At 65.6% G+C, this 26,771-nt stretch carries 25 protein-coding genes; 11 read left to right on the forward strand and 14 right to left on the reverse strand.

Annotated features, from left to right (window positions below; genetic code table 11):
* Positions 1-7: 7 nt before the first annotated feature.
* Positions 8-469, reverse strand: coding sequence for a hypothetical protein (locus tag AC07PE_RS17665; protein ID WP_498766769.1), 462 nt, complete (start codon positions 467-469; stop codon positions 8-10).
* Positions 470-640: 171 nt separating this feature from the next.
* Here AC07PE_RS17665 and AC07PE_RS17670 point away from each other — a divergent pair, with 171 nt between their 5' ends.
* From AC07PE_RS17670 to AC07PE_RS17690, 5 genes are all read left to right on the forward strand, one after another.
* Positions 641-1,576, forward strand: coding sequence for an N-acetylglucosamine kinase (locus tag AC07PE_RS17670; protein ID WP_498766771.1), 936 nt, complete (start codon positions 641-643; stop codon positions 1,574-1,576).
* Positions 1,577-1,611: 35 nt separating this feature from the next.
* Complete coding sequence (locus tag AC07PE_RS17675; protein ID WP_498766773.1) at positions 1,612-2,523, forward strand: N-acetylmuramoyl-L-alanine amidase; 912 nt, start codon at positions 1,612-1,614, stop codon at positions 2,521-2,523.
* A gap of 60 nt (positions 2,524-2,583) precedes the next feature.
* Positions 2,584-3,495, forward strand: a complete 912-nt coding sequence (locus AC07PE_RS17680; protein WP_498766775.1) for a LysR family transcriptional regulator — start codon at positions 2,584-2,586, stop codon at positions 3,493-3,495.
* On the forward strand, positions 3,492-4,115 hold the full coding sequence (locus AC07PE_RS17685) for a M15 family metallopeptidase (protein WP_498766777.1): 624 nt from the start codon (positions 3,492-3,494) through the stop codon (positions 4,113-4,115). Before AC07PE_RS17680 ends, AC07PE_RS17685 begins: the two co-directional genes overlap by 4 nt.
* Before the next feature lie 100 nt (positions 4,116-4,215).
* Complete coding sequence (locus AC07PE_RS17690; protein ID WP_498766779.1) at positions 4,216-4,941, forward strand: hypothetical protein; 726 nt, start codon at positions 4,216-4,218, stop codon at positions 4,939-4,941.
* Between the two features lie 4 nt (positions 4,942-4,945).
* Here the strand turns inward: AC07PE_RS17690 and AC07PE_RS17695 are convergent, their stop codons facing one another.
* Genes AC07PE_RS17695 through AC07PE_RS17705 form a run of 3 tightly spaced genes read right to left on the reverse strand, consistent with a single transcriptional unit; the run spans position 4,946 to position 8,380 of the window.
* Positions 4,946-5,482, reverse strand: coding sequence for a GNAT family N-acetyltransferase (locus tag AC07PE_RS17695; protein WP_498766781.1), 537 nt, complete (start codon positions 5,480-5,482; stop codon positions 4,946-4,948).
* Complete coding sequence (gene dacB / locus AC07PE_RS17700) at positions 5,479-7,122, reverse strand: D-alanyl-D-alanine carboxypeptidase/D-alanyl-D-alanine endopeptidase (RefSeq protein ID WP_498766783.1); 1,644 nt, start codon at positions 7,120-7,122, stop codon at positions 5,479-5,481. Before dacB ends, AC07PE_RS17695 begins: the two co-directional genes overlap by 4 nt.
* Positions 7,123-7,141: 19 nt before the next feature.
* Positions 7,142-8,380 carry a nucleoside recognition domain-containing protein gene (locus AC07PE_RS17705; protein WP_498766785.1) on the reverse strand — a complete coding sequence of 413 codons (1,239 nt, stop codon included), beginning with the start codon at positions 8,378-8,380 and terminating at the stop codon, positions 7,142-7,144.
* Between the two features lie 146 nt (positions 8,381-8,526).
* On the opposite strand from AC07PE_RS17705, the gene AC07PE_RS17710 reads away from it, so the two are divergent.
* Positions 8,527-10,317 (forward strand): ABC transporter substrate-binding protein, encoded by a 1,791-nt coding sequence (locus tag AC07PE_RS17710; protein ID WP_498766787.1) that lies wholly within the window; start codon positions 8,527-8,529, stop codon positions 10,315-10,317.
* Positions 10,318-10,526: 209 nt separating this feature from the next.
* Positions 10,527-13,355, forward strand: a complete 2,829-nt coding sequence (locus AC07PE_RS17715; RefSeq protein ID WP_498766789.1) for a TonB-dependent receptor domain-containing protein — start codon at positions 10,527-10,529, stop codon at positions 13,353-13,355.
* A gap of 63 nt (positions 13,356-13,418) precedes the next feature.
* On the opposite strand, the gene AC07PE_RS17720 is transcribed toward AC07PE_RS17715, so the two are convergent.
* Complete coding sequence (locus AC07PE_RS17720) at positions 13,419-13,562, reverse strand: hypothetical protein (protein ID WP_498766791.1); 144 nt, start codon at positions 13,560-13,562, stop codon at positions 13,419-13,421.
* Here AC07PE_RS17720 and AC07PE_RS17725 point away from each other — a divergent pair.
* Entirely contained in the window at positions 13,561-14,517 is a 957-nt protein-coding gene (locus tag AC07PE_RS17725; protein ID WP_498766793.1) for a S66 peptidase family protein, read from the forward strand. The genes AC07PE_RS17720 and AC07PE_RS17725 overlap by 2 nt on opposite strands.
* Here the strand turns inward: AC07PE_RS17725 and AC07PE_RS17730 are convergent, their stop codons facing one another.
* Entirely contained in the window at positions 14,518-15,063 is a 546-nt protein-coding gene (locus tag AC07PE_RS17730) for a PaaI family thioesterase (protein WP_498766795.1), read from the reverse strand.
* 91 nt (positions 15,064-15,154) lie between these two features.
* Between AC07PE_RS17730 and AC07PE_RS17735 the strand changes: the two genes are divergently transcribed.
* Together AC07PE_RS17735 and AC07PE_RS17740 are read left to right on the forward strand one after the other, a co-directional pair.
* Positions 15,155-15,616, forward strand: a complete 462-nt coding sequence (locus AC07PE_RS17735) for a MarR family winged helix-turn-helix transcriptional regulator (protein ID WP_498766797.1) — start codon at positions 15,155-15,157, stop codon at positions 15,614-15,616.
* Positions 15,617-15,710: 94 nt separating this feature from the next.
* Complete coding sequence (locus AC07PE_RS17740) at positions 15,711-16,895, forward strand: thiolase family protein (RefSeq protein WP_498766799.1); 1,185 nt, start codon at positions 15,711-15,713, stop codon at positions 16,893-16,895.
* A 21-nt stretch (positions 16,896-16,916) separates the two neighbouring features.
* Here AC07PE_RS17740 and AC07PE_RS17745 read toward each other — a convergent pair whose 3' ends face one another.
* Positions 16,917-17,825, reverse strand: a complete 909-nt coding sequence (locus AC07PE_RS17745; protein WP_498766801.1) for a LysR family transcriptional regulator — start codon at positions 17,823-17,825, stop codon at positions 16,917-16,919.
* Positions 17,826-17,940: 115 nt separating this feature from the next.
* On the opposite strand from AC07PE_RS17745, the gene AC07PE_RS17750 reads away from it, so the two are divergent.
* Entirely contained in the window at positions 17,941-18,957 is a 1,017-nt protein-coding gene (locus AC07PE_RS17750; RefSeq protein WP_498766803.1) for a zinc-binding alcohol dehydrogenase family protein, read from the forward strand.
* Position 18,958: 1 nt separating this feature from the next.
* Here the strand turns inward: AC07PE_RS17750 and AC07PE_RS17755 are convergent, their stop codons facing one another.
* From AC07PE_RS17755 to AC07PE_RS17785, 7 genes are all read right to left on the reverse strand, one after another.
* On the reverse strand, positions 18,959-19,495 hold the full coding sequence (locus AC07PE_RS17755; protein WP_498766805.1) for a GNAT family N-acetyltransferase: 537 nt from the start codon (positions 19,493-19,495) through the stop codon (positions 18,959-18,961).
* On the reverse strand, positions 19,492-20,619 hold the full coding sequence (locus tag AC07PE_RS17760) for an acyl-CoA dehydrogenase family protein (RefSeq protein ID WP_498766807.1): 1,128 nt from the start codon (positions 20,617-20,619) through the stop codon (positions 19,492-19,494). The genes AC07PE_RS17755 and AC07PE_RS17760 overlap by 4 nt, the downstream gene beginning before the upstream one ends.
* 37 nt (positions 20,620-20,656) lie before the next feature.
* Entirely contained in the window at positions 20,657-21,325 is a 669-nt protein-coding gene (locus AC07PE_RS17765; RefSeq protein ID WP_498766809.1) for an SDR family oxidoreductase, read from the reverse strand.
* 105 nt (positions 21,326-21,430) lie between these two features.
* Entirely contained in the window at positions 21,431-22,630 is a 1,200-nt protein-coding gene (locus AC07PE_RS17770; RefSeq protein ID WP_498766811.1) for an acetyl-CoA C-acyltransferase, read from the reverse strand.
* A complete protein-coding gene (gene aceK / locus AC07PE_RS17775; RefSeq protein ID WP_498766813.1) occupies positions 22,627-24,438 on the reverse strand; it encodes a bifunctional isocitrate dehydrogenase kinase/phosphatase in 1,812 nt (603 codons plus the stop codon). Before aceK ends, AC07PE_RS17770 begins: the two co-directional genes overlap by 4 nt.
* A gap of 138 nt (positions 24,439-24,576) precedes the next feature.
* A complete protein-coding gene (locus AC07PE_RS17780; RefSeq protein WP_498766815.1) occupies positions 24,577-25,761 on the reverse strand; it encodes an isovaleryl-CoA dehydrogenase in 1,185 nt (394 codons plus the stop codon).
* 91 nt (positions 25,762-25,852) lie between these two features.
* Positions 25,853-26,698 (reverse strand): DUF535 family protein, encoded by an 846-nt coding sequence (locus AC07PE_RS17785; protein ID WP_498766817.1) that lies wholly within the window; start codon positions 26,696-26,698, stop codon positions 25,853-25,855.
* Between the last annotated feature and the right edge of the window lie 73 nt (positions 26,699-26,771).

Raw genomic sequence — 26,771 nt, forward strand, 5'->3', positions numbered from 1 at the left:
CGACCCTTCAGTTGCTTTCGCCGCCAGCCAGGCGCTCGGCCAGGACGGCGGAGACCACCGCCTGAATGACGTGGACCGCCCAGCGCTCAGTGGCCTTGCGCGGCCCAGCTTCGATCTCACCTTCGGTGATGCCCAGTACGGGAGCGATACAGCCGATATTGATGGCATACAAGGCAGTACCGTATAGCGTGCCGAGAGCCGTCGGCGACAGGGACGGCGCCAGCTCCCGCAGCATCGGCAGGGCCGCGGCGAAAGCCGCCGAAGCGCCAAGGTGATTTGCGAATTCGACGAGGCTGGTGCCCGTGTCGCCGATGAGTGCGCGCGAGCCGGTCTTCGCATCGATCCAGTCGACGGCGTCGCGATCGAGCGTCTTGGTCAGCGCACCGCTCTTGCGGCCCGCAATCATGAAGCCTGTCGTCACCACGCCTGCAATCAGGCCGCCCACTATTGCCGCTTTGTGTTTTTGCATGAAGTTCGCCTCGAAATGTGAAGGTCCAGCCCGGATTGTTCAACTTACCCTGCCTTGCCGGCTGCTTCGGTTCGATATCGAACCCAGGACCGTCATAACCTTTAGTCATGCGCATACGCGCCCCTTTCATTCGCGTGCATGGGCTCGGGGGGCGTACACTTCGCTTCGACCATGATCCAACCTGAATCTTCCTCCACCCCCGCGCTCGGCCTCGGCATCGACGCCGGCGGCACCCAGACCCGCTGGGCGCTTGCCGTGCCGGGTGGCGGCATCCTGGCCGAGGGCACGGTGGCGGGACTGTCCGCCCTGCAGATGGGCACGCCGCACGGCCGCGACGCCGTGCGCGCCACCTTCGCCGAGCTCGCCACGAACGTGCTGCCGCATGGCATGCCGACGCGCGTCCAGGCCGGCCTGACCGGCTTCGGCGGCGACAGCGAACAGCTGCAGCGCTGGCTGGCCGAGCTGCTGCACATGCAGGCGACCGACATCCACTTCTGCAGCGACATGGAAATCGCCTACCGCGCCAGCTTTGCGCCGGGCGAGGGCTACCTGGTCTACGCCGGCACCGGCTCGATCGGCGCCTTCATCGATGCTGACGGCACTTTCCACCGGGCCGGCGGCCGCGGCGTGGTGCTGGACGATGGCGGCGGCGGCTTCTGGATCGCGAAAGAGGCGCTGCGCCACATCTGGCGCCTTGAGGACGAGCGTCCCGGCGCCTGGCGCGCCTCGAAGATGGCGCAGGCCGTGTTCGATTACGTCGGCGGCGACGACTGGGCATACTCTCGCCAGTTCATCTATGGCCAGGAACGCGGCGCCGTCGGCAAGCTGGCGCTGGCCGTGGCCGCCACCGCCGACCAGGACCCGGCCGCCAGCACCATCCTGCGCAACGCTGGCCGCGAGCTGGCGCGCCTGGCGCGGGCCCTGATCAGCCGCTTCGGGCCGCGCCCGGTGGCGGTGTCGGGCCGCGCCGCCGAGCTGCACCCGTCCATCGTGGCGGCAATGCGCGACCTGCTGCCGGCCGGACTGGAATTCAGCCAGACCTCGGGCGGCGCCCACTACGCGGCGGCGCGCATGGCGCTCGAGCCGCCGGCCAGCCCTGCGGCATAATAATAATTACTGAACACTCGACGAGACGACCACCCATGAAGACCCTTGCCGCCACCCTCCTGATCGCCCTGCTGGCAGGCTGCGCCACCGGCCCGCAATACGACAAGACCTATACGGCCAAGGGCCAGAGCTCGCGCTCCCGCTTCCTGGTGCTGCACTACACCGTCGGCGACCGCGCGTCGTCGCTGAAGACTCTGACCGAGCAGCAGGTGAGCGCCCACTACATGGTCACCGACGATGCCAAGCCGGTCATCTACAACCTGGTCGACGAGAACAACGCCGCCTGGCATGCCGGCAACTCGAGCTGGAAGAACTACACCCAGCTGAACAACAGCTCGATCGGCATCGAGATCGTCAACGCGGGCTGGAAGGACACGCCGAACGGCCGCGTCTACGCGCCTTTCCCGCAATCGCAGATCGACGCCATCATCCCGCTGGTGCGCGACATCGTCACGCGCCACCACATCGCGCCCGAAAACGTGCTCGGCCACAGCGACATCGCCCCGCTGCGCAAGCAGGACCCGGGTCCGATGTTCCCGTGGAAGCAGTTCGCCGACGCCGGCCTGGTCGTGTGGCCGGACGCCGCCCGCGTCGCCGTCGTGACGCCGATCTTCCAGACCCAGCTGCCGGACGTGGCCTGGTACCAGAAGAAGCTGGCCACCTGGGGCTATGGCCTGGTCCAGTCCGGCAACCTGGACGAGCAGACCCGCACCGTGCTGTCGGCCTTCCAGATGAAATACCGTCCTGCCAACATCGACGGCATGCCGGACGTCGAAACTGCCGCCCTGCTGGAAGCGCTGACCAACCCGACGGGACCGCTGCCGCCGGTGCCGGTACCGCCGGTGATCACGGCGCCGGTGGCCCCGCCCGCAGAGCCGGTGCCGGCCCCGGCCGTGGTCGATCCGGCTGCCGTTCCCGCAACACCGCCAGCAAAAGTCCAGCATTGATGCTTTCCGGCAGCGCCAGTTTTACGTATCCTTCTCCTTTCACCTTGAAGGGATGAAGCGATGCGCCTGCGCCATATCGAAGTTTTCCACGCCATCATGCAGGTCGGCACCATCAGCGGTGCCGCCCAGGTTCTCCACATCTCGCAGCCGGCCGTGACCAAGGTGCTGCAGCATGCCGAGCTGCAGCTGGGCATGCCGCTGTTCGAACGCGTGCGCGGCAAGCTGTATCCGAAGCCGGAAGCGCACCGCCTGTTCGCCGAGACGGAGAAATTGAACCGCGACTTGCAGGGTATCCGCCGCCTCGCCGCCAGCCTGAAGAACCGCGCCGGCGAGACCGTGCGCCTGATCTCGACGCCGACCATCGCCATCAGCGTGCTGCCGGCGGCCCTGACGGACTGGCGCCGCGATTTTTCCCAGACCCGGTGCGAACTGGCCACCTTCCACACCAGCGAGATCGTGAACGCGCTGCGCCTGGGCGAGGCCGACCTGGCGCTGTCGCTGCAGGACCCGCGCCACCCCGGCATCGAAGCCGAGCCTATCGCCTCGGGCAACCTGATGGTGATGGCGCCGAAGGGCACCTGGTCCGAGGAAGAATGCCGTGAACCGATGACGCCCAGCGGCCTCAAAGGAGAATTGATCGGCATGGCCGACCGCGACCCGCTCGGCGAGATGGTGGTGGCAGCCTGCGAAGCCCAGGACGTGCATCCGGTGTTCCACACCGTGGTGCAGACCTACCAGATCGCCCGCTCGCTGGTCGAGGCGGGTGCCGGCAGCGCGGTGCTCGATCCGTTCACGGCGGCATCGGCGGCGCGCGACAAGGTGCAGTGCCGCCAGTGGGCGCCGGCGATTCCGGTCCAGCTCTACCTGCTGACGGCCAGCCATGCGCCGCTGTCGCATGGGGCGCGCGAGCTGGCCAACTGCATCGGCGCGACTGCGCGTGCGTTATTAGACAAAGGTAAAGGAAGTTCATGAGCAACACCGGTCCCTTGACGGTCGCCAGTGAGGACATCGCCGGCGATCCCGAGTTCCGTCACCTCTCCACCATCGCCGGCATCGCCGTCGACCTGCGCTACGCCACACCCCATAATTTCATCGGCCGCGACCTGTATTCGCCCTACGACTGCGCCTGGCTGCACGTCGATGCCGCCGCCGCGCTCGAACGCGTGGTGGCCTGGCTGGCCGCACGGCGTCCCGGCTGCACCGCCCTGATCCTCGACGCCCTGCGCCCGCAGCGCGTGCAGCAGCAGCTGTGGGATGCCCTGGAGGGCACCGGCCTGCAGATGTATCTCGCCAATCCGGAGCGCGGCTCGATCCACTCCTACGGCATGGCGCTCGACATCACCATCCTCGACGAAGACGGCCGCGAGCTCGATATGGGCACCGGCTTCGACGACATGACCGAACTCTCGCACCCGAAGCTGGAAGAAGGTTTCCTGCAAACCGGCGCCCTGAGCGAAGGACAGGTGGCGAACCGCCGCCTGCTGCGCGAAGCCATGTTCCAGGCCGGCTTTGTCGGCATCAACACCGAGTGGTGGCACTTCGATTGCGGCGACCGCAACCTGGTGCGCCAGACCTTCCGCCGCGTACTTTGATCCTAGAGGTTCCCGCGCACGCTTGAGCTAACTCATGCGTCCTGCATGAGCGAGCGCGAAAATCGAAGCCTCCACATACATCCAATGACAGGGAGGCGAGATGAGAGGATTGAAGATGGCATGCGCGGTGGCCGCCGCGACAGCCACGCTGGCAGGATGCAGCACCGAGAGCGGCAGCAATCCGCTGGCTTCGCGCAGTACCACGGTGGAGTACTACCGGGTCTTCGATATCAAGACCGACGTCCCCGCGCCGACGGTCGCCAAGGCGGCCACGGACGGCATCAACCGCAACGTCAAGGATGCGGTGGTGGCGACGCCGCCCGGGGTCGAGGCGACCGACTTGCCCGGCCACTTCAAGATCGCCGATCCGACCAGCGCGCCGCCGGGTTCTCCGGTGGCCAAGGGGCCCAGCTGCGACGGCGCGTCCTGGACCGCCAAGGCGACGCCGCGCGTGCGCGGCACCGAGGACATGAACCTGGTCGCCTGCCTGTTCCCCTACAAGAACGGCTATCACCTCGACATGTATGCCGTGTTCACCAAGCCCGAAGGCGGCATCATGCAATGGCCGCGGCGCCTGGGCAGCGTCTTCCTGGGTACGCCGGAAAAATTCACCGAGTCGACAATGATGGACGTGGTGCGTTCCATCCGCGAGGGCACCGGCGCCAATGTCTCGCTGGTGGAAGCGAAACCGAACCTGGCGGGCACGCCCTGGCTGGAACCGGGTACGAACGCGCAGGCCAGCACCGCGACCGGCGCGGCAACAGCGACGACTGCTGCGCAGCCGGGTAGTGCGCCCGGTGCGGCAAAGCCGAGTTCAGTGCCGTGAGGGTTTAGTGCACGAGCTGCAGGTGCATGGTCTGCTCGAGCAGCGGTGAGCCCGGGCGGATCGGCTCGGGCGTGCCGATATGGGCGAAGCCTTTGCGCTGGTAGAGCTGGATTGCGGCCTGGTTGTCGGTCACTACGCCTAGCTGGACGAGGCGGGCTTTGACAGAGCGTGCCCAAGTCACCGCTTCATCCACCAGGGCAGAGGCCACGCCGCGGCCGCGTGCTTCCGGCGCGACCCACATCTGGAACAGGTTGACGATGCCGGCGTCTTCAGCATCGCACTTGGCCCAGACCAGGCCGAGCATGGCGCCGTCCGGGGCTGTCGATTCAGCCACCAGCGGACAATCGCGGCCGGAGACCTCGGCCGCGGTCAGGCGCGCCATCCAGAGCTCGTGCGCCCAGGCTTCCTCGGCGGCATGACTGCTGCCGAAGGCCTTGGGCGCGTCGGCCAGCGAACGCAGGCGCAGGGCGCGGTAGGCCGGCCACTCGCGGGCCGTGAAGCGGCGGATGCGGATGCCGGCTGCGTGCTCGGGCTCGCTCATCGGCCCGCTTCGGCAGGCTGGACGGGCAGGGCGCCTTGCTGGGGCAGGGCTTGCGGCTGGGCCGGCTGCAGCGGCTGCGCGGGCTGGGCCGGCGGGGTCGGCAGCACGCCCTGCGGGCTCGGCTGCGGTCCCGGCGTCACCTGGTTGGGCGCGGCCTGTCCCGGTATGGCCAGCAGGGGCAGGGCAGGGCCGCCCAGGCGGGTCACCCAGTCGACCAGGCTGTCGACCACGGCGCGGCCGCGGCCGTTGCCGGCCAGGTTGCTGTTGACCATGGCCACCACCACCAGCTGTTTGCCGGTGGCGTCCGGCACGTAGCCGGCCAGGGCGACTACGTTGCTGAGGGTGCCGGTCTTCATGCGCGCGCGGCCGGCCGCCGGGCTGCCGTGCAGGCGGCGGCGCATGGTGCCGTCGACGGCGACGATCGGCATGCTGGACTGGAATTCGGGCGCCCAGGGGCTGCGCAGGCCGGCCTGCAGCAGGCCGCCCATTTGCACCGGGGTGATCCGTTCCGTGCGCGACAGGCCGGAACCGTTTTCCAGCACCAGGCCGCTGTCGTTGATGCCGTGGGCGCGCATCCAGTTGCGCACGGCGGCGTCGCTGCGCGAGAAAGTGGTCTCGGCGCTGCCGGCCTGCGGGCGGCTGCCGAGGGCCGGGTCGGCTTCGAGCGCGCCCAGGCTCAGGAAGATCAGGCGCGCCAGCAGGTTGTCGGAGGGCTTGTTGGTGTCGCGGACGACTTCCGGCAGCGTGCGCGACAGGTGGGCCGCCAGCTGGCGCGATCCCGGCGGCGTCGCGCCTTCGATGGTGGTGTCGGAAATACTGCCGCCGAGGCGCTTCCAGGTGGCGCGGAACAGGCGGTCCACGTACTCCTGGCGGTCGACGATATTGATCGAATAGCTCTGGTTGCAGTTCTTCGGGAAGGTCCCGTGCAGCATCACCTTGATGCCGCCGTCCTTTTGCGGCACGGCTTCCGGCAGCTTCCAGCCGCTCTCCCAGTTCTCGCAGTTGGCGTCGATCAGTTTCATGTCGTGCGCGATCGTCACGTCCTGCAGCTCGGGCTGCATCTGCACTTTCAGGTGCGAGCCGGTCGAGCGCAGGTCCAGCTGCAGCATGTTCTTGTTGATCATCGCCGCGTCGGGAATGACGTTGTAATACGCTTCCGGCGACTCGTCGAAGGGCGGCGCGCCGAGGTCGGCGCGCGTCGGATTGAACAGCTGGCGGTCGATGACCAGGTGGCCCTGGATCTTGCGGATGCCCTGGTAGCGCAGGCTGCGCAGCATGTTTTCCAGCGCTTCGCCGGACAGGTCGGCGTCGGCGCCGCCGCGCAGCACCAGGTCGCCCTTCAGGGTTTCGCCCTGCAGTTCGCCGGTGGTGCGCAGCTCGGTGCGGCTGCGGAACACGGGGCCCAGGGTCTCCAGGCCGACCAGGGTGCTCACCAGTTTCATTGTCGAGGCCGGCTGCATGGGACGGTCGGCCAGATGGGACAGCACGGTCTGGTCGTCGCGCAGCACCAGCATGCTGACGGCGTCTTCCGCGATGCCGGTCGTGCGCAGCGCCTGGGCGACCGGTTCCGGCAGCTGGGCGTGGGCGAATGCAGTAGCGCAGAGCGTGGCGGCGAGGGCGAGCGAGCGAAGACGGAACATGCTGGTCCTTTAGTAAAAATTATCCGAAGAACACGTAGGCCACCGAGATGGCGGCGATGATGCCGGCCAGGTCCGCGATCAGGCCGCAGGAGATGGCGTAACGGGTCTTTTTCACGCCGACCGAACCGAAGTACAGGGCGACGATGTAGAAGGTGGTGTCGGCCGAGCCCTGGAAGATGCAGGCCAGGCGTCCGACGAAGGAATCCACGCCGTAGGTCTTCATGGCGTCGATCATCATCGCCTTCGAGCCGCTGCCGGACAGCGGCTTCATCAGCGCGGTCGGCAGCGCGGGGGTGAAGGCGGTGTCGATGCCGGCCAGGCGGATCAGCCACTCCAGCCCCTGCACCACGAAGCCCAGCACGCCGGAATTGCGGATCACGGAGATGGCCACCAGCATGCCGACCAGGTAGGGGATGATGGTCAGGGAGGTCTGGATGCCGCCCTTCGCACCCTCGATGAAGGCCTCGTACACGTTCACGCCCTTGCGCACCGCGCCGACGATGAAGACGACAATGATGGTGAACAGGATCAGGTTGCTGGCGACCTTGGAAAAGGTCTCGATTTCCGGCTTGCTCAGGTAAGTCGTGATGTACCAGATGAAGGCGACGATGGCCGCCGTCATCCCGCCCAGCCAGCTCAGCACAACGCCGTTGAGCAGGTTGATGCGCTGGCGGATGCTGACGGCGATGATGCCGGTGACGGTGGCGACATAGGTCGCAATCATGCAGGGGATGAAGATGTCCGAAGGGTCTCTGGCGCCGAGGATGGCGCGCTGGGCCATGATCGCCAGCGGGATCAGGGTCAGGCCCGAGGTGTGCAGCACCAGGAACATGATCTGGGCGTTGCTGGCCGTGTCCTTTTGCGGATTCAGGGTCTGCAGGCTTTCCATCGCCTTCAGGCCGAAGGGGGTGGCGGCATTGTCCAGGCCCAGCAGGTTGGCCGAGAAATTCATCACCATGTGGCCGGTGGCCGGGTGGTCCTTCGGCACTTCCGGGAAGATGCGCGAGAAGAAGGGAGAAATCACCTTCGCCAGCCAGCCCACCGCGCCGGCCTTTTCGCCGATGTTCATGATGCCCAGCCACAGGGTCATCACGCCGGCCAGCGGCAGGGCGATGTCCATCACGCCCATCTTGGCGGAATCGAAGGTGCCGTCGATGATGCGCTTGAAGATCTCGGTATCTCCAAGGAAGATCCACTGGGCCAGCGCCGCAACGAAGCCAACCAGGAAAAAGCCGATCCAGATGTAATTCAGAGCCATGTGATGTAGTCAGGGCGAGCGTGCGCTCGATTGTGCAGCGGAGAGTATAGGCGCAGTGCAAGCTGCCATGATGAAAGAATGCGCCGGGGCTATGTAAAAAAGTTATGTATTGCTTGTCGCTAAGCGCTCGGCCTATGATAGCCGCCATGCCGAAACTCCCTTCCCTCGCCACCGCCGCGCTGGCGTTCTCCCTGCTGCATCTGCCCGCCCAGCCGGCCCAGGCCGCGGAACCGAAGGTCCTGCACATGTTCCTGTCGACCAGCGAAGCCGGCCTCGATCCGGCGGTCGGCTCGGACCTGGCCACGCTGTCGCTGCTGGAAAACCTGTTCGATCCCTTGCTGCGCTACGATTACCTGGCGCGCCCCGTGAAACTGCAGGGGAACACGGCGACGGGCCTGCCGACGGTGGAGGACGGCGGCCGCAGCTACACCTTCAAGATCCGTCCCGGCATCTATTTCACGCCGGATCCTGCCTTCAAGGATAAAAAACGCGAAGTCACGGCCCAGGATTACGTGTACAGCTTCAAGCGCCTGTACGACCCGAGCCTGCACTCGCCCTTCGGCTATATCTTCGACGGCAAGCTGGTCGGCGACGAAGCGCTGAAGAAGCAATTCAGTTACGCCACCGAGATCCCGGGCCTGCAGGCGGTCGACCGCTACACCCTGCGCATCCGTTTAAAAGAGCCGGACAACAACTTCCTGTTCTACATGGCGATGCCGGCCGCCTCGGTGGTCGCGCGCGAGGTGATGGAAGCCTATCCGGGCCAGGCCGGCAACCACCCGGTCGGCACCGGCCCCTTCATGATCGGCGACTGGAAACACAGCGACCGCATCGTGCTGCTGAAAAACCCGGAGTCCAGCGCCGTGTTCCACGCCAGCCTGGGCGCCGACAACGATGCCGGCGACAAGGCCCTGGCCGCCAGCCTCGAGGACCAGCGCCTGCCGCGCGTGGACAAGGTCGAGGTCAAGATCGCCGAGGAATTCCAGGGCCGCATGCTGGGCTTCCTGAACGGCGAGTACGACTATATGGAGCAGGTGCCGGAATCGATGACCGACATGGTCATCCGGGACGGCAAGCTGAAACCCGAGCTGACGGCGCGCGGCATGCAGCTGTACCGCTTCCCGGTGCTGCAGACCTACTACATGTGGATGAACATGCAGGACCCGGTCATCGGCGGCTATGGCAAGGACAAGGTGGCGCTGCGCCGGGCTATCTCGCTGAGTTATAACAATGCCGAGGACATTGCCCTGCTGAAGAAGGGCTTTGCCATGAAGGCCAATTCGCCGCTGCCGGCGGGCGTGCTCGGCTATGACCCGAATTACCACAGCCCGGTGGCCTACGACCCCGCGCTGGCCAACGCGCTGCTGGACCGCTACGGCTACAGCAAGCGCGACGAGGATGGCTTCCGGCGCCAGCCGAACGGCGAGCCGCTGACCCTGGTCATGAGCAGCGAAGCGACCGTCGGCGGCCGCCTGCGCGACGAGCTGTGGAGAAAATGCCTGAATGCGATCGGCCTGCGCGTGGTGTTCAAGTCGGACAAGAAGCCCGAGATCATCAAGGCCTCGCGCCTCGGCAAGGTGCAGATGTTCGAGAGTAACTGGGTGGCCGACTTCCCCGACGGCGACAATTTCTACCAGCTGCTGTACGGCCCCAACGCGGGCCGCGCCAATTACGCACGCTTCAACCTGCCGGCCTATAACGAGCGCTATGAAAAAGCGCGCACCCTGCAGGACAGCCCCGAGCGCCAGAAGCTGTATTTCGAGATGAACCAGCTGATCCACGCCTATAACCCTTGGGTGCCGCTGACCCATGTGTTATCCGCCGATATCCGCCAACCGTGGCTGAAAAACTACAAACGCCACCCCGTGGAATTCACGCAATGGCGTTATCTGGACGTCGATGTTGCGGAAAGAGCACGGGCTACCCGAGTGAAATGAGAGATTTGGCTAGTTTTTCCCTAGCCAAACATTCCCTGTAGTTATACTCGATTCCGGATTTTTCATTGGAACGCGCAAATACGTCCGCGTACCCTCGAAATTAATAATAACGTAATGCAAAGACATTACTTGACAGTAACAACTATCCCCAAGACAAACGTCGCGGCACTACCAAGGAGAGACGCGTGAAGTTAAAGAAGTTAGCACAGATGATTGCCCTGATCGGCATCGTCAGCCCGGCCATCGCACAGGAAGCGCAACCGGCGGCACCGATCCAACGCGTCGAAATCACCGGTAGTAGCATCAAGCGCATCGCCAAGGAAGGCGCACTGCCGCTGGAAATCATCAGCCGCAAGCAGATGGAAGACCAGGGCATCGTCACCGCCGAGCAGCTGATCGCCAACCTGAACGTCAACGGTAACGGTTCCGATAACCTGGCGTCGAACTCCGACGTCACCACCGGCGCCCAGCGCGGCAACAACGGCGCCTCGAGCGCCAACCTGCGCGGCCAGGGCGCCGACTCGACCCTGGTCCTGCTGAACGGCCGCCGCGTGGCGACCTACGGCATGAAGGGTTCGGCTGTCGACTTGAACGCCATCCCGTTCGCGGCGGTCGAGCGCGTCGAAGTGCTGAAGGACGGCGCTTCCGCGATCTACGGTACCGACGCGATCGGCGGCGTGATCAACTTCATCACCAAGAAGAATTACCACGGCCTGGAAGCCAACGTCTTCGAAGACGCCACCCAGCACGGCGGCTCGAACATCGCGCGCGCCTCCCTGACCGGCGGCTGGGGCGACCTCGAGAAGGATGGCTGGAACCTGCTGGCGACCGGCGCGCGCGCCGAGAACAATGCCCTGAAAGGCAACCAGCGCGACTTCGTCCAGACCTTCCAGCCGAACCGCGGCGTGTCGGTCGACACCCGTGGCGCGCCTTTCGCGAACGTGTTCGGCGTCTCGCCGACTTCGTACGGCAAGACCCTGCTGGGCACCAACGCCAGCGGCGTGGCGCTGCCGGGCGGCACCCAGCTGTACAACGGCATCAGCATCCTCGACCTGCCGGGCGGCAAAGGCTGCAACAGCATCGACGGCATGCAGGCCTATGACGAGAAACTGTGGGATACCCCGGGCGCCGCCTACGGCTGCGCATGGGACACGGGCCGTGCGGCCGTCCTGCAGCAGCCGGTGACCAGCAACAACGGCCTGGCGCGCCTGACCATCCAGCGCGGCGAGCATCAGCTGTTCGCCGAACTGGTCGGTTCGCAAGTGACCTCGAAGAAGAGCTTCTCGCCGAACCAGATTTCGCCGTCGACCACCAACTTCCCGTACAGCTCGTTCTACCCGAGCACCGGCTCCGCCTATAACATGGTGTACAACGAGCTGGTCAAGGTGTTCCCGAGCATCGCCGCCAACTACGGTGCGCCGATCGCCTACCGCTGGCGCTGCATGGAGTGCGGCAACCGCGAGATCGAGACCGAAAGCAAGGCAGGCCGCCTGCAAGTCGGCGCCGATGGTCCGCTGACCCTGTTCGGCCGCCGCTTCGACTACCGCATCGGCGCGTCGAAGGCCTACAGCGAAGCCGAATCGCACCTGGGCAAGGGTTATAACTACACCGTCGCCCTGGCCAATGCGCTGGGCACCGGCATCATCAACCCCTTCCTGCTGCCGGGCGAGAAGCAGAGCCAGGCCGCGATCGACCTGATCAACAGCACCTCGGCCGAAGGCGTCACCATGTACGGCGGCAAGACCACCCTGACGCAGGCCGACGCCGCGCTGTCGGGCGAAATCTTCAACCTGCCGGCCGGCGCCGTCATGGCCGCGATCGGTACCGACCTGCGCCGCGAAGGCTATGAGTTCAACGGCGACGGCCGCGCAGCCGCAGCCCGTCCGGCCATCCTGAACGCGCCCTTCGACGACCAGAACGCGCTGAACGAAAAGCACCGCGACGTCAAGGCCGTGTACTTCGAATTCCTGATTCCGGTCACCAAGTCGTTCGAGCTGAACATTGCCGGCCGCCAGGACCATTATTCGGGCTTCGGCAACACCTTCAACCCGAAGTACTCGTTCCGCTTCCAGCCGATCGACGCACTGATGTTCCGTGGTTCGTACAACACCGGCTTCCGCGCACCGTCGTTCAACCAGCTGTTCAACGGCGTGACCGAGTCGCAGTACGCCGGCAAGGACCTGGCCGATCCGGCCAAGTGCCCGACCCTGAAGGTCGATAGCACCAAGCCGGGCTGCGAATCGATCACCCCGGTGATTTTGACGGGTGGCAAAACTACCCTGGGTCCGGAGACCGCCAAGCAGGGTACCCTGGGCGTGGTCTGGCAGCCGCTGGATAACTTCTCGATGAATGCCGACCTGTGGGAAATCCGCAAGCAGAACACCATCGACTCGTTCACGCTGGCGACCATGACCGCGAACTACGGCCTGTTCAAGGACCAGTTCCTGCGTGACGCATCCGGCAACCTGATCGCCGTCGACCAGCGCTGGGTCAACGCCGGTGAGCGCATCACCCGCGGTCTGGAACTGGGCGCCCGCACCAACGGCAAGCTGGGTCTGGGCACCTGGACCGCTAGCATCGACGGCACCCGCCTGCTGGAGAAGAAATCGCGCGCCACCACGACCAGCGATTTCGGTCCTAGCGAAATCGGCAAGTTCCTGTTCACCGGCGATCTGGGCCTGAAGTGGAAGCACACCGCCTTCGTGACCTACAAGCAGGGCGACTGGAGCACCACGCTGACCAACGTCTACCGTGCAGGCTACAAGGACCAGGTGCTGCCGGGCGTGGCCAACGGTGTGGTCAAGCCGGCCGACCTCGATCCGGACGTCAAGCCGTACTCGATCTTCCACCTGTCGCTGACCTACACCGGCGTGCCGGGCACGTCGATCACGGCCGGCATCAAGAACCTGCTCGACAAGGATCCGCCGTTCGCGATCACCTACGACAGCAACTCGGGTGCGGGCAGCACCTGGGAGCCGCGTGTGGCCGACCCGCGTGGCCGTTCGTTCACGCTGATGGTGAACCACAAGTTCTTCTGATCGGTATTGCCAGCTGCGGCCCGTCGACCGGGGAGTTCGTCTCCCTGGCCCACGGGCCGTTTTTCATTGTTTAACCTGGACTTTCGCGGACATGTCGAGCAATAGCAGAATCAGCAGGCGCGGTTTCGGCAAGCTGGCGGCTGCATCGCTGCTGCTGCCGGCCTCATTCTCCAGCGCCGCGGCCAAACGCCCGCGCTCATCTTCCATGACACACCTGATCAAACCTCCACGCCTCAAGAAAGGCGATATGGTCGGCCTGATTGCGCCCGGCGGCTACACCAGCGACGCCTCGATTCAGAAGGCCGTGAAAAACATCGAGGCGCTGGGCTTCCGCGTCAAGCCGGGCAACTACCTGCGCGAGGTCTGGGGCAATTACGGCGGCACCGTCGCGGCCCGCATCGCCGACCTGCACGGCATGTTCCGCGACCCGGAAGTGAAGGCCATCTGGGCGATCCGCGGCGGTTCCGGCTGCATCTCGCTGCTGAAGCACCTGGACTTCGAACTGATCCGCAAGCACCCGAAGATCCTGCTCGGCTACTCGGACATCACGGCCCTGCACCTGGCCATCCACCGCCATGCCGGCGTCGTGACCTTCCACGGCCCGGTGGCATCGAGCACGCCGTCCGAGTATTCGAACGAGCACATGCTGGCGGTGCTGAGCGACCCACGCGCGACCTACACGATTCCGATGGCGCCGGAAAATGCCCGTCGCGCCGCGCTGGAACCGCACTACGCGGTGCGCACCGTGCACGGCGGCACGGCGACCGGTCCGCTCATGGGCGGCAACCTGTCGCTGGTGGCCGCGCTGGCCGGCACGCCCTATGCGGCGGATTTCAGGGACAGCCTGCTGTTCATCGAAGAGGTCAACGAAGAACCCTACCGGATCGACCGCTGGATGACCCAGCTCGACCTGGCCGTCGGCCTGGACAAGGCGGCCGGCGTCATGATCGGCATCTGTGAGAACTGCGGCCCGCAGGGCAACGGTTCGTCTTTAAGTCTCGACGAGACCCTCGACGTGCACTTGCAGCCGCTGCACGTGCCGGCGGTGACCGGCTACTCCTTCGGCCACATCCGCAACCAGTTCACGATGCCGGTCGGCGTGCGCGCCACGCTCGATACCGAGCGGCAGACGCTGACCCTGCTGGAGCCGGCGGTCAGCTGATTAGCTGGCCTTCGTCTCGAAGACGAGGCAGGTAGTGGTCGCATGGGCGATCAGCCGGCCCTGCGCATCGACGATTTTTCCCTCGGCCGTGGCCAGCTGGCGGCCGCAGTGCAGGACCGTGCCGATCGCGCGCAGCGGCCCGCCATCCAGGCGTGCGCCGCGCACCAGGTTCACGCTCAGTTCCGCCGTCGTGTAGCCCTGGCCGGGCGCCAGCATGGTCTGCACCGCGCAGCCGACCGCCGAGTCGAGCAGGGTGGCGTACCAGCCGCCGTGCACGGTGCCCATCGGGTTCAGGTGTTTCATTTGCGGCGTGCCCTGGAAGGTGGCCTGGCCGCGTTCGACCTTCACCAGGAAGAAATCCAGCGTTTCGGCGATCGGCGGATAGGGGAAGCGGCCTTCGAGCAGGGCCTGCATGATGTCCAGGCCCGTCATCTCACGTGCCTGTGCGAAGGGGACCACGCCGGCCTGCGCGCCGTTGTCCTGCGCGCGCGCACGTACCGCGTCCAGCTCCTGCTGCCATTGATCGATCGTCGCCTGTGCATCCATGCTGCCTCCTGTGCCGATTTGGGTGTATATGCAGGTATTCTAGCCTGTGTCGGCAAACGCCGCCGGAAGGCCGGTATATACTGCCGTCACCATGAACGCCCACGCCAAACCGACCGACTTGATCTGCAACTGCCTGGCCTTGCGGCAGGCGTCGCGCACCATCACCGCCGCCTACGACCAGGCCTTGGGCGAAGCAGGGCTGCGCGTGACCCAGTTCTCGATCCTGTTCAAGCTCTCGCACCTCGGGCCGATGACCGTCAACCAGATGGCGCGTGAACTGGTCATGGACCGCACCACGCTCACCCGGAATCTGAAGCCTCTCGAGCGCGACGGCCTGGTGCAGACGGGCCCCAGCGAGCAGGACCGGCGCGAGCGCGTGATTTCGCTCAGCCCGGCCGGCAAGCTCAAAGTCAAGGCCGCACTGCCGCTGTGGCGCAAGGCCCAGCAGGGCTTCGAGGAGCGCTTTGGCGCATCGCGCGCCAAGGACTTGCGCGAGGTGCTGAGCGCCGTCGTCGCCATTGGCATCGTCGATCCGGATACCGAAGAAGAATAAGCCCCGCGGCCATGCAATCGACCGCGCCGCGATCGAACCCGAAATAAGTGTATATACTCCTATTTGTGTTGTCCTCAACCTGAAAGGAGTGGTCATGTCTTCCCGTGAGATCGTCTTGTGTGCACCGGTGCGTACCGCCATCGGCGCCTTCAATGGGTCCTTGAAAACCGTACCGGCCGTCGAGCTGGGCGCGGCCGTGGTGCGCGCCACGCTCGAACGCGCCGGGCTCCAGCCCGAGCAGGTCGATTCGGTCCTGATGGGTAACGTGGTCCAGGCGGGCAACCGCATGAACCCCGCGCGCCAGGCAAGCATCCACGGCGGCCTGCCTGTCAGCGTACCGGCAATGACCCTGAACCGCGTCTGCGGCTCGGGCGCCCAGGCGATCGTCTCGGCCGCGCACGAGATCCTGGCAGGAGAATCCCGCATCGTGCTGGCCGGCGGCATGGAGAACATGGACCAGGCGCCTTACCTGATGCCGCAGGCGCGCTGGGGTGCACGGATGGGCGACATCCAGGCCTACGACAGCCTGCTGCACGATGGCCTGAACGACGCCTTCTCGGGCAAGCACTCGGGCTGGCATACGGAAGACATGGTGAAGGAAGCCGACATCAGCCGCCTTGCCCAGGACCGCTGGGCGGAGCGCTCGCAGCAGCGCTTCGCCGCGGCCAAGGCGGCCGGCGCATTCAGGGACGAGATCGTTGGCGTCGAGATCCGCGGCCGCAAGGGTGTGGAAGTATTCGACACCGACGAGGCCAATCGCCCCGACACCACCGCCGAGGCGCTGGCCAGGCTCAAGCCGGCCTTCCGTCCCGACGGCACCATCACCGCCGGTAACGCGCCGGGACTGAACAGCGGCGCCGCCGCAATGATCGTGACCGATCGGGCGGAAGCGGAGCGTCTCGGCCTGCAGCCGCTGGCGCGTCTGGTCGCGTCAGGCGTGGCGGCAGTCGAACCCGGCATGTTCGGCCTGGGACCGGTGCCGGCCGTGCGTAAAGCGCTGGAGCGCGCCGGCTGGGGCGTCGGCGACGTCGATCGCTACGAGATCAACGAAGCCTTCGCCGCGGTGCCGATTGCCGTCGCCCGCAAGCTGTCCTTGCCGGAAGAGGTGATCAATGTCGACGGCGGGGCGCTCGCACATGGGCACCCGATCGGCGCCACCGGGGCAGTTCTGACGGTGCGCCTGCTGCACGCGATGCGGCGCGGCCTCGCACGGCGCGGCGTCGTCACGCTGTGCATCGGCGGCGGGCAGGGCATCGCACTGGCGCTGGAAGCCTTGTAGTCGCGTCCTGTGGTGGCGTCTTCAGGCGCCCAGCAGCGTCTTGCAGCGCGCCACCAGGAATTCGCGCAGCACCCGCACCGCCGGCGACACCTGCTTGCGATTCGCCACCAGCATGGTCAGCGGCGCATTCACGCCCTCCCACTCCGGCAGGATCAGGCGCAGGCGGCCGCTGGCCAGGTCGGCGTGCACGTCGATGCGCGAGCGGTAGCAGATGCCGAGTCCCGCCAGCGACCAGCGCCGCACCACCTCCGAATCGTCGGCCAGGCGGTCGCCCTGCACCGCGATCTCGACCTCTTCGTCTCCCTTGCGGAAGCGCCAACGGTCGTTGACGCTTTCGTCCAGCATGAAGCACAGGCAGTTATGGCCTTCCAGCTCATGCGGGGAGGCCGGCACGCCGCGCCGCGCCAGATAGGCAGGCGAGGCGCACAGCACGCGCCGGTTCTCGGCCAGCAGCGGCAGCGCCACCATGCTGGACTCCGGCTGCACGCCGAAACGCAGCGCGATGTCGACCGGCTCGCGGTAGATGTTGGCCAGGCGGTCGGTCAGCTGCAGGCGCAGCTTGATGCCCGGGTAGCGCGCCTGGAACTCGTTCAGCCAGGGCAGCACCACATGGCGGCCGAGGTCGGACGGCATCGAGATCTGCAACTGCCCTGCGATGGCGTCCTGACCGGCGCGCACCTCGTCTTCCACTTCGCGCAGGCCGTCCAGCAAAGCCTTGCTGCGCCCGAGCAGGCGCTCGCCCGCCAGGGTCAGGCGCATGCTGCGGGTGCTGCGGATGAAGAGCGCGACGCCGAGGTCGGCCTCGAGGCGCTTCAGACTGGCGCTGGCGACGGCGGGGGAGATGTCGAGCATTCTTGCCGCGGCGGACAGGCTGCCCTGCTCGGCGGTGGCGACGAAGGTGGCGAGATCCTGGAGCTTATTGATCTTCACAGCGGGATTTTCAAAGGAATATTGAAAGTGATTTCGGGATTGCCCAGTTTATCAAAAAGCGCCGGCTGGTCAGAATGGCATCCATCGCAAGCTTAACCAGATCAGGAGTTTCAACATGAAAGCCGTCGGATACCAGAACCCCCTCCCTATCGCCCAGGCCGAATCGCTGGTCGACATCACACTGCCCGACCCTGTCGCCGAGGGCCACGACCTGCTGGTCGAGGTGCGCGCCGTATCCGTCAACCCGGTCGACACCAAGGTGAGAAAAAGCGCCAAGCCGGAATCGGGACAATGGAAGGTACTGGGCTGGGATGCTACCGGCATCGTGAAAGCAGTCGGCCCGGACGTGACCCTGTTCAAGCCGGGCGACCGCATCTGGTACGCCGGCTCGATCGCCCGCGCCGGCAGCAACAGCGAGCTGCAGCTCGTCGACGAGCGCATCGTCGGCCGCATGCCGGCCTCGCTGGACTTCGGCCCCGCTGCGGCGCTGCCGCTGACCGGCCTGACGGCCTGGGAGATGCTGTTCGACCGCCTGCAGGTGCCGACCGGTCCCGAAGGCAAGGGCAAGACCCTGCTGGTGATCGGCGCGGCCGGCGGCGTCGGCTCGATCCTGGTGCAGCTGGCGCGCCAGCTGACGCAGCTGACCATCATCGGCACCGCTTCGCGTGCCGAGACGCGTGAATGGGTGCGCGAGCTCGGCGCGCATCACGTGATCGACCACAGCAAGCCGCTGGCCGCGGAAATCGCCGCCGCCGGGCTGCCTGCGCCGGAATACGTGACCAGCCTGACTCACAGCGACCTTCACTTCGACCAGGTAGTCGAAGCCATTGCACCGCAGGGCAAGTACAGCCTGATCGACGATCCGACCACGCCGCTCGACATCATGAAGTTCAAGCGCAAGGCGATTTCTCTGCACTGGGAGCTGATGTTTACGCGCTCGCTGTTCAACACGCCGGACATGATCGAACAGCACAACATCCTGAACCGTCTGGCGGAGCTGGTGGATGCGGGGACGATCCGGACGACGGCCAACGAGAACTTCGGGCGTATCAATGCGGAGAATCTGCGGCGGGCGCATGCGCTGATCGAGTCGAATACGGCGCAGGGGAAGATTGTGTTGGAGGGCTTCTGAACTACCGCAGGTGATAACTCATGTAGCTGAGATCATGGCTCACCCCATCGATCTCCAGCATGTCCTCGATCCGCGCCGTCATCGTGAACCCTGAACGCAGGTAGAGCGCGACGGCCGGCCGATTCTCGGACAGCACCTCGAGGTCAATCCACTTCAGCCCAGCCTCGGCACGCGCCCAATCGACCGAGGTGCTCAAAAGCTGAGCGCCCAAACCGCGGCGCCGGTAAGCCCGATGCACGCCCATCCCCAGCATCGCGCGGTGCCGCGCGCCGGGTTCCGGCCGCCCGCGCAAATCGACGTGGCCGGCAATCGACCCGCGCACATCCAGCGCCAGCCACAAACGACGCCAGCGTGCTTCGCCAACCGGAATCGCCATGCCCTCGATGAAAGACACTTTCAAACCCGGCGGCAGCTGCGACTGCGCGCGTGACAAAGGCTGGAACAGCGGCGCGCCATCGCGGCCGTTGTCGCGCAGATGGTCGTCGAGGTAGATGAAGAAGGCCGGCAGATCGGCCGCATCCGCCGGCCGGATCTTCACAATGCGCGCGCGATCAGGATCTTCTGGATGTCGCTGGTGCCCTCATAAATCTGGCACACGCGCACGTCGCGGTAGATGCGCTCGACCGGGAAGTCGGCCACGTAGCCGTAGCCGCCGAACACCTGCATCGCGCTCGACACGACCTTCTCGGCCATCTCGGAAGCGAACAGCTTGGCCATCGCCGCTTCCTTCAGGCAGGGCAGGCCCGCGTCCTTCATCGATGCCGCGTGCAGGATCAGCTGGCGCGCGGCTTCGATCTGCATCGCCATCTCGGCCAGGCGGAACTGCACGGCCTGGTGGTCGAAGATGGGGGTGCCGAAGCTCTCGCGCTCCTTGGCATAGGCCAGCGCCGCCTCGAAGGCGGCGCGCGCCATGCCGACCGATTGCGAGGCGATGCCGATGCGGCCGCCCTCGAGGCCGGACAGGGCGATCTTGTAGCCTTGTCCCTCTTCGCCGATCAGGTTTTCAGGCGGGATGCGGCAGTTCTCGAACACGATCTGCGCCGTGTCCGACGAGTGCTGGCCCATCTTGTGCTCGATGCCGGCAACGATGTAGCCGGGCGTATTCGTCGGCACCCAGAAGGCGCTGATGCCTTTCTTGCCGGCGGCCTTGTCGGTGACCGCCATGACGATGGCGACGTCGCCGTTCTTGCCGCTGGTGATGAACTGCTTGGTGCCGTTGATGACGTAATGGTCGCCGTCACGCACGGCGGTGGTGCGCAGCGCGGCGGCATCGCTGCCGGTGTGCGGTTCGGTGAGGGCGAAGGCGCCCAGCATCTCGCCTTGCGCCAGCGGGCGCAGCCACTTTTCCTTTTGCGCCTCGTTCGCGTACATCATCGCGATCGAGCATACCGGGCAGTTGTTCACCGAGATGATGGTCGAGGTGCCGCCGTCCCCGGCCGCGATCTCTTCCAGCACCAGGGCCAGCGACACGTAGTCGAGGCCCGCGCCGCCGTACTGTTCCGGCACCGCCACGCCGAAGGCACCCAGCTGGGCCAGTTCCTTCAGCTCGTCCTTCGGGAAATGCTGTTCGCGGTCCCAGCGCGCAGCTTGCGGCGCGAGGCGCTCCTGCGAAAAGCTGCGGAGGGCGTCGCGGATCATCTGGTGTTCTTCGCTTAAGATCATCTTGTCTCGTGTGTCGTTATCGTTATTCAGTAACGGCTCACCACGCGATGGGCGTGCCGTCGTGATTCAGGAAGGCGCCGTTCTGCGAGCGGTTGGCGCCCGCCAGGGTCGCGCGCAGCGTGCGCACGCTTTCTTCGACGCTGAGCGCAGCGCCGGCGCCGCCCATGTCGGTCTGCACCCAGCCCGGGTGGAAGCTCAGGCAGGTGACGCCCTGCGGCCCGAAGCTCAGCGCGGCATCCTTCAGCACCGAGTTCAGCGCGGCCTTGCTGGCGCGGTACAGCGAGCCCGAGGTACTGGTGCGTTCGCCGATCGAGCCCATGCGCGAGGAGAGCACCGCGAGTTTGCCGCGCGCATTCGCCACCAGCGGGCCGACGATGGGCAGCAGGCGCATCGCCGCCAGCACGTTGGTGTGCATGACCTCGTCGAATTCCTGCTGGGTCGGGAAGCCGTCATGGCGCGGTCCGTAGACCCCGGCCACCAGCCAGGCGTGGTCGATCTTCTCGTCGTCCAGTTTCCAGCCCAGGCCGCCGATCGCTTCCGGATCGGTCACGTCGAGCTGATGCGCCTCGGCGCCCAGTTGGCGCAGTTCCTCGCAATCTTCCGGCTTGCGGGCGGTGGCGATCACGCGCCAGCCGTCGGCGCGGTACTGGCGGACCATTTCGTGGCCGATGCCGCGCGAAGCGCCGATGATGAGTGCGGTGGACATGGGACTTCTCCTTGGAGGAATGTTCGAAACCGCCAGCATAGCGTAGGGTGGGCACACCGTGCCCACGCAAACGCCGAACGTGGGCACGGTGTGCCCACCCTACATTTACACCATCTCGATCGCCATCGCAGTCGCCTCACCGCCGCCGATGCACAGCGACGCCACGCCGCGCTTGCCGCCGGTCTTCTTCAGCGCGCCCAGCAGGGTGACGATGATGCGTGCGCCCGAAGCGCCGATCGGGTGGCCCAGCGCGCAGGCGCCGCCGTGGATGTTGACCTTGCTGTGCGGGATGTCGAGGTCGCGCATGGCGGCCATCGGCACCGCGGCGAAGGCTTCGTTGATCTCGAAGAGGTCGACGTCGCTGGCCTTCCAGCCGGTCTTCTTGAACAGCTTCTGCATCGAGCCGATCGGCGCGGTGGTGAACAGGTTCGGTTCCTGCGCGTGGGTGGCGTGGCCGACGATGCGGGCGATCGGGGTCAGGCCCAGTTCCTTCGCGGTCGACTCGCGCATCATGACCAGTGCGGCGGCGCCGTCGTTGATCGACGAGGACGAGGCGGCGGTCACGGTGCCGTCCTTCTTGAATGCCGGACGCAGCGACGGGATCTTGTCGACCTTGGCCTTCAGCGGGCCTTCATCCTTTTCGATGATCTGCTCGCCCAGGCGGTTGGCGACGGTGACCGGCGCGACTTCCCATGCGAAGCTGCCGTCGGCGTTGGCGGCTTGCGCGCGCTTGACGGATTCGATCGCGAAGTTGTCCTGGTCTTCGCGCGAGAACTGGTAGGTGGCCACGCACTCTTCGGCGAAGGTGCCCATCGAACGGCCTTCGCCGGTCTTCTCGTTGCGCGAGTAGGCGTCTTCGAGGCCGTCCAGCATCATGTGGTCGAACATCGGCGCGTGGCCGATGCGGTAGCCGCCGCGTGCTTTCGGGATCAGGTAGGGGGCGTTGGTCATCGACTCCATGCCGCCGGCGACGATCACGTCGGCGCTGCCGGCCGCCAGGGCGTCGTAGCCGAAGATCGCGGCCTGCATCGCCGAGCCGCACATCTTGGAAAGGGTCACGGCGCCGGTGGACATCGGCAGGCCGGCCTTGATCAGCGCCTGGCGCGCCGGGGCCTGGCCCTGGCCGGCCATCAGGCAGTTACCGAAGTAGACGTGTTCGACCTTTTGCGGATCGACGCCGGCGCGTTCGACGGCGGCCTTGATGGCCACTGCGCCCAGATCGCTTGCGGTCTTCGAGGAGAAATCGCCCTGGAAGGCGCCCATCGGGGTACGGGCTGCGCCGACGATAACGACTGGATCATTCATTGTGTGTGCTCCAAAAAGGAAGGTTGCGGACTGGCCGCCGGGTTGGTCTTGTTAAAACGGATCTGCTGCGGATACGGGAACACGTCCTCGACGATGCCTGCCTGGATGCGCTCCTTGTGCGACTGCCACCAGGCGCGCGTCAGCAGTTCGGCGTGGTGCTGCATGAAGATGGTGCGGATCTTCGGATTCCCAAGGAGGAAGCGCTCGAACTGCTCGGGGAAGACGTCGTGTTTGCCGATCGGGTACCAGGGCTCGGCCGCCATCTCGTCCTCCTCGTTGCGCGGGGCAGGGATGTCGCGGAACTGGCAGTCGGTGAGGTACTCGATCTCGTCGTAGTCGTAGAACACGACGCGGCCCTGGCGGGTGAGGCCGAAATTCTTGTACAGCATATCGCCGGGGAAGATATTCGCGGCCACCAGATCGCGGATCGCATTGCCGTATTCGATCACGCCATGTTCGAGGCGCGCCTGGTCGCCGCTGCGCTCGGCGTCCTGCAAGGCCAGGTTCAGCGGCAGCATGCGGCGCTCGATGTACAGGTGCTTGATGACGATGCGGTCGCCTTCGACCTCGAGCAGCGAGGGGGCGTCGCGGCGCAGCTGCTCGAGCAATTTGTCCGAGAAGCGCGCCAGCGGGAAGGCCACGTCCGAGTACTCGAGGGTATCGGCCATGCGGCCCACGCGGTCGTGGTGCTTCACCAGCAGGTATTTTTCCTTGATCTGCGCGCGCGTGGTGTCCTTGGGCGGCGGATACCAGTCCTTGATCACCTTGAACACGTAGGGGAAGGACGGCAGCTCGAACACCAGCATCACCAGGCCGGGAATGCCGGGGGCGATGCGGAACTCGTCCGAGCTGTGCTTCAGGTGCTGCAGGAAGTCGCGGTAGAACAGGGTCTTGCCCTGTTTCTGCAGGCCGAGCACAGTGTAGATCTCGCTTTTCGGCTTCCTGGGCATCAGGCTGCGCAGGAACTGCACATAGCTCGATGGGACTTCCATGTCGACCATGAAGTAGGCGCGCGTGAACGAGAACAGGGTCAGCACCTGGTCCGGCTCGGTGAGCACGGTGTCGAGCGCAAGCTGTCCATCGCGGCCGTGCAGGACCGGCACCACGAAGGGATATTCGCGCGCGCCGTTGATGGCGCGGCCGACAATGTACGCCCCCTTGTTGCGGAAGAAGAGGCTGGAGAGCACCTGCAACTGCTGGTTCGGCTCCGCCTTGTTCAGCCCGAACTGGTCGACCATGCGCTGCTCGACCAGGGCGACGTCGCGATCGAGATCGGCGAACGGACAGGCCAGCTGGAAGTTGGTGACGATGCGGCGAAGCGCAAAGCGCAGGCCGTCCGCCGCCGGATAGTACACGCGGTAGGTCGGCTGCAATTCGTCGGTCTCGATGTACTCGGTCGAGACGGCCGGGCGCACGAAGATGAACTCGTTGCGGTAGTAACTGCGGTGCAGCAGCCGGCAGCTGACGGAATTGAAAAAGCTCTCGGCCAGTTCCGGGCGCTTGTGGCCAGTGAGCAGGCCGATGTAATGGAGCTTGGTCTCGCGCCAGGTCCCGTCCTTGAACTCTTCGGGCGCGTATTCGTCCTCGAGGGCCTGCACGCATTCCTTCACGCGCCTGTCGTAGAAATCGATGCGCTCGCGCGCGGCGCGCTGGGCGGTGGCCCAGTCGGCGTTCTCGAAATGGCCCTTGGCCGCCTGGCTGGCCTGGCGGAACAGCGAGTAGTGGCGGTCGAAGCCGTCCAGGATGGTCCGCGCGATGTCGAAGGCGATCTGCGACGAGAGCAGTTTGGGGAAACTTGCCTGTGTCATCGGTGTCTGTCGCGCGGTGTAAGGTGGGCGGCTATTGTAATGCTGCGGTTTTGGCTTGTAATCGGGTTGCGGGCTGGCGGCGGCTTTTACAGCTCTATCGCCAGCCCGCGTCTCCTCTCCGCTCTCGCCTTGAAGGAGTTACGCGGTTTCGCCGAACAGCTCGCGGCCGATCAGCATGCGGCGGATCTCGCTGGTACCTGCGCCGATTTCGTAGAGCTTCGCATCGCGCCAGAGACGACCGACCGGATACTCGTTGATATAACCATTGCCGCCCAGGGTCTGGATCGCTTCGCCTGCCATCCAGGTGGCCTTCTCGGCGCTGTACAGGATGGCGCCGGCGGCGTCCTTGCGCAGCGCACGCACGGCGGCGGCGTTGTCGGCGCGGTCGCAGGCCTGGCCGACCGCGTAGACGTAGGCGCGGCAAGCCATCATGGTCGAATACATGTCGGCGATCTTGCCCTGCATGAGCTGGAACTCGCCGATGGCCTGGCCGAACTGCTTGCGCTCGTGGATGTAGGGGACGACCACGTCCATGCAGGCCGACATGATGCCCAGCGGGCCGCCGGACAGCACGGTGCGCTCGAAGTCCAGGCCCGACATCAGCACGTTGACGCCTTTACCCACGCCGCCCAGCACGTTCTCGACCGGCACTTCGCAATCCTGGAACACCAGCTCACCGGTGTGCGAGCCGCGCATGCCCAGCTTGTCCAGCTTCTGCGCGATCGAGAAGCCTTTGAAACCTTTTTCGATCAGGAAGGCGGTCATGCCGCGCGGGCCGGCTTCGATGTCGGTCTTGGCGTAGACGACCAGAGTGTCGGCGTCCGGGCCGTTGGTGATCCACATCTTGGTGCCGTTCAGGACGTAGCGGTCGCCCTTCAGCTCGGCGCGCAGCTTCATGCTGACGACGTCGGAGCCGGCGTTCGGCTCGGACATGGCCAGTGCGCCGACGTGCTCGCCCGAGATCAGCTTGGGCAGGTATTTCTGTTTTTGTTCTTCGCTGCCGTTGCGCTTGATCTGGTTGACGCACAGGTTCGAGTGGGCGCCATACGACAGGCCAACCGAGGCCGAAGCGCGCGAGATCTCTTCCATCGCGACGATGTGGGCCAGGTAGCCCATGTTGGCGCCGCCGTATTCCTCGCCGACGGTGATGCCCAGCAGGCCCAGTTCGCCCATCTTCTTCCACAGGTCCATCGGGAACTGGTCGGTACGGTCGATCTCGGCAGCGCGCGGCGCGATCTCGCTGGCCGCGAACTGTTGTACTGCTTCGCGCAGCGCGGCGATGTCTTCGCCGTGGTCAAAGGTCAAGCCTGGAAGATGCAGCATGTCGTCCTCTCGTTGTCTCGTGTGTCGTTATGGCTGGAATGGCTGGAATGGCTAAACGGGATGATAGCGCGGAGTGACGTTAACGTAAACGTCAAGCGACATCCTGTGTTGTTCGTTCTGGCGAGACAAGGTATTGCTGCAAGGTCGACCGTGCCGCCTCGCCGATCCCGTTCCAGTATGCACGGCGGGTGGCGGCGCGCTTGCGATGCTTGTTTGCCAGCTCGGCGAGGTCCTTGAACTGGAAGGGGACCGGGATCACGTGCACCCCAGCGCCGGGCCTGGCGCCGCCGAATGCATCCCAGAATTGGTCATAGGCGGCCGCCAGCCCGTCGCCGGCTCCGGGCCGGAAGGAGGGCGCCAGTTCGCTCCGGACGCACAGCAGCTGCGGCGCCGCCACGCCCAGCGCCAGTCCGTGCATGGCTGAGGCACAGAAATACGCGGGTGAATTGTGAGGAAAGGCCGCGGCGAATGCCGCGTACAACGCATCGGTTTTGTCGTCGCGCCAGCGGCCCTGGTTACGCGCGATGAAGGGGACGACGGCTGGTCGCAGGCCGGCGATGCTGGCTTTGACCCAGCTGAAACCGATCCGGTGCAAGAGTTCTTCGCCAAGATACAAGACCAGGTCCAGGTCGCCTTCACCGAGATAGGACTGGCCTGCCCTCAGCCATATCGAACAAAGGTGTACGCCGGCAGCATGCTGCCACAGGCGCAGGCCGCGGCCGCGGTAGACCTTGCGTTTGTAGTCGTCGTCGAATGCGGCGTTCTCGAAATGGTAGTGGTCGAGAATGCAGGCGACGCGCTGGGCGGGGCGCAGGTGGCGGGACAGATAATGCCGGTGACTCAGGTGGTGGAAGATGTCATGGTTGCCTCCGGTGGCGATGTAGCGCCGGTAGATGTCAAGACTGCACAGCTCGCGATGCCGGCCCGGCCAGCGCAATACCCTGAGCGACCGGACGGCACTCGCAATCCATGCAAACGTGGGGTAGGCACGCCAACTGGCGTACCAGTAC

It is taken from the genome of Telluria sp. GW821-FHT07G12, from assembly GCF_059418525.1.

Excerpts from the sequence above, each read along its gene's own strand:
- AC07PE_RS17770 (WP_498766811.1), bottom strand. The coding sequence starts at position 22,630 with ATGAATGATCCAGTCGTTATCGTCGGCGCAGCCCGTACCCCGATGGGC.
- AC07PE_RS17715 (WP_498766789.1), top strand. The coding sequence starts at position 10,527 with ATGATTGCCCTGATCGGCATCGTCAGCCCGGCCATCGCACAGGAAGCG.
- AC07PE_RS17685 (WP_498766777.1), top strand. The coding sequence starts at position 3,492 with ATGAGCAACACCGGTCCCTTGACGGTCGCCAGTGAGGACATCGCCGGC.
- AC07PE_RS17780 (WP_498766815.1), bottom strand. The coding sequence starts at position 25,761 with ATGCTGCATCTTCCAGGCTTGACCTTTGACCACGGCGAAGACATCGCC.
- AC07PE_RS17765 (WP_498766809.1), bottom strand. The coding sequence starts at position 21,325 with ATGTCCACCGCACTCATCATCGGCGCTTCGCGCGGCATCGGCCACGAA.
- AC07PE_RS17670 (WP_498766771.1), top strand. The coding sequence starts at position 641 with ATGATCCAACCTGAATCTTCCTCCACCCCCGCGCTCGGCCTCGGCATC.
- AC07PE_RS17665 (WP_498766769.1), bottom strand. The coding sequence starts at position 469 with ATGCAAAAACACAAAGCGGCAATAGTGGGCGGCCTGATTGCAGGCGTG.
- AC07PE_RS17675 (WP_498766773.1), top strand. The coding sequence starts at position 1,612 with ATGAAGACCCTTGCCGCCACCCTCCTGATCGCCCTGCTGGCAGGCTGC.
- AC07PE_RS17690 (WP_498766779.1), top strand. The coding sequence starts at position 4,216 with ATGAGAGGATTGAAGATGGCATGCGCGGTGGCCGCCGCGACAGCCACG.
- AC07PE_RS17705 (WP_498766785.1), bottom strand. The coding sequence starts at position 8,380 with ATGGCTCTGAATTACATCTGGATCGGCTTTTTCCTGGTTGGCTTCGTT.
- AC07PE_RS17750 (WP_498766803.1), top strand. The coding sequence starts at position 17,941 with ATGAAAGCCGTCGGATACCAGAACCCCCTCCCTATCGCCCAGGCCGAA.
- AC07PE_RS17695 (WP_498766781.1), bottom strand. The coding sequence starts at position 5,482 with ATGAGCGAGCCCGAGCACGCAGCCGGCATCCGCATCCGCCGCTTCACG.
- AC07PE_RS17680 (WP_498766775.1), top strand. The coding sequence starts at position 2,584 with ATGCGCCTGCGCCATATCGAAGTTTTCCACGCCATCATGCAGGTCGGC.
- AC07PE_RS17720 (WP_498766791.1), bottom strand. The coding sequence starts at position 13,562 with ATGGAAGATGAGCGCGGGCGTTTGGCCGCGGCGCTGGAGAATGAGGCC.
- AC07PE_RS17710 (WP_498766787.1), top strand. The coding sequence starts at position 8,527 with ATGCCGAAACTCCCTTCCCTCGCCACCGCCGCGCTGGCGTTCTCCCTG.
- AC07PE_RS17740 (WP_498766799.1), top strand. The coding sequence starts at position 15,711 with ATGTCTTCCCGTGAGATCGTCTTGTGTGCACCGGTGCGTACCGCCATC.
- AC07PE_RS17760 (WP_498766807.1), bottom strand. The coding sequence starts at position 20,619 with ATGATCTTAAGCGAAGAACACCAGATGATCCGCGACGCCCTCCGCAGC.
- AC07PE_RS17730 (WP_498766795.1), bottom strand. The coding sequence starts at position 15,063 with ATGGATGCACAGGCGACGATCGATCAATGGCAGCAGGAGCTGGACGCG.
- aceK (WP_498766813.1), bottom strand. The coding sequence starts at position 24,438 with ATGACACAGGCAAGTTTCCCCAAACTGCTCTCGTCGCAGATCGCCTTC.
- dacB (WP_498766783.1), bottom strand. The coding sequence starts at position 7,122 with ATGTTCCGTCTTCGCTCGCTCGCCCTCGCCGCCACGCTCTGCGCTACT.
- AC07PE_RS17725 (WP_498766793.1), top strand. The coding sequence starts at position 13,561 with ATGACACACCTGATCAAACCTCCACGCCTCAAGAAAGGCGATATGGTC.
- AC07PE_RS17735 (WP_498766797.1), top strand. The coding sequence starts at position 15,155 with ATGAACGCCCACGCCAAACCGACCGACTTGATCTGCAACTGCCTGGCC.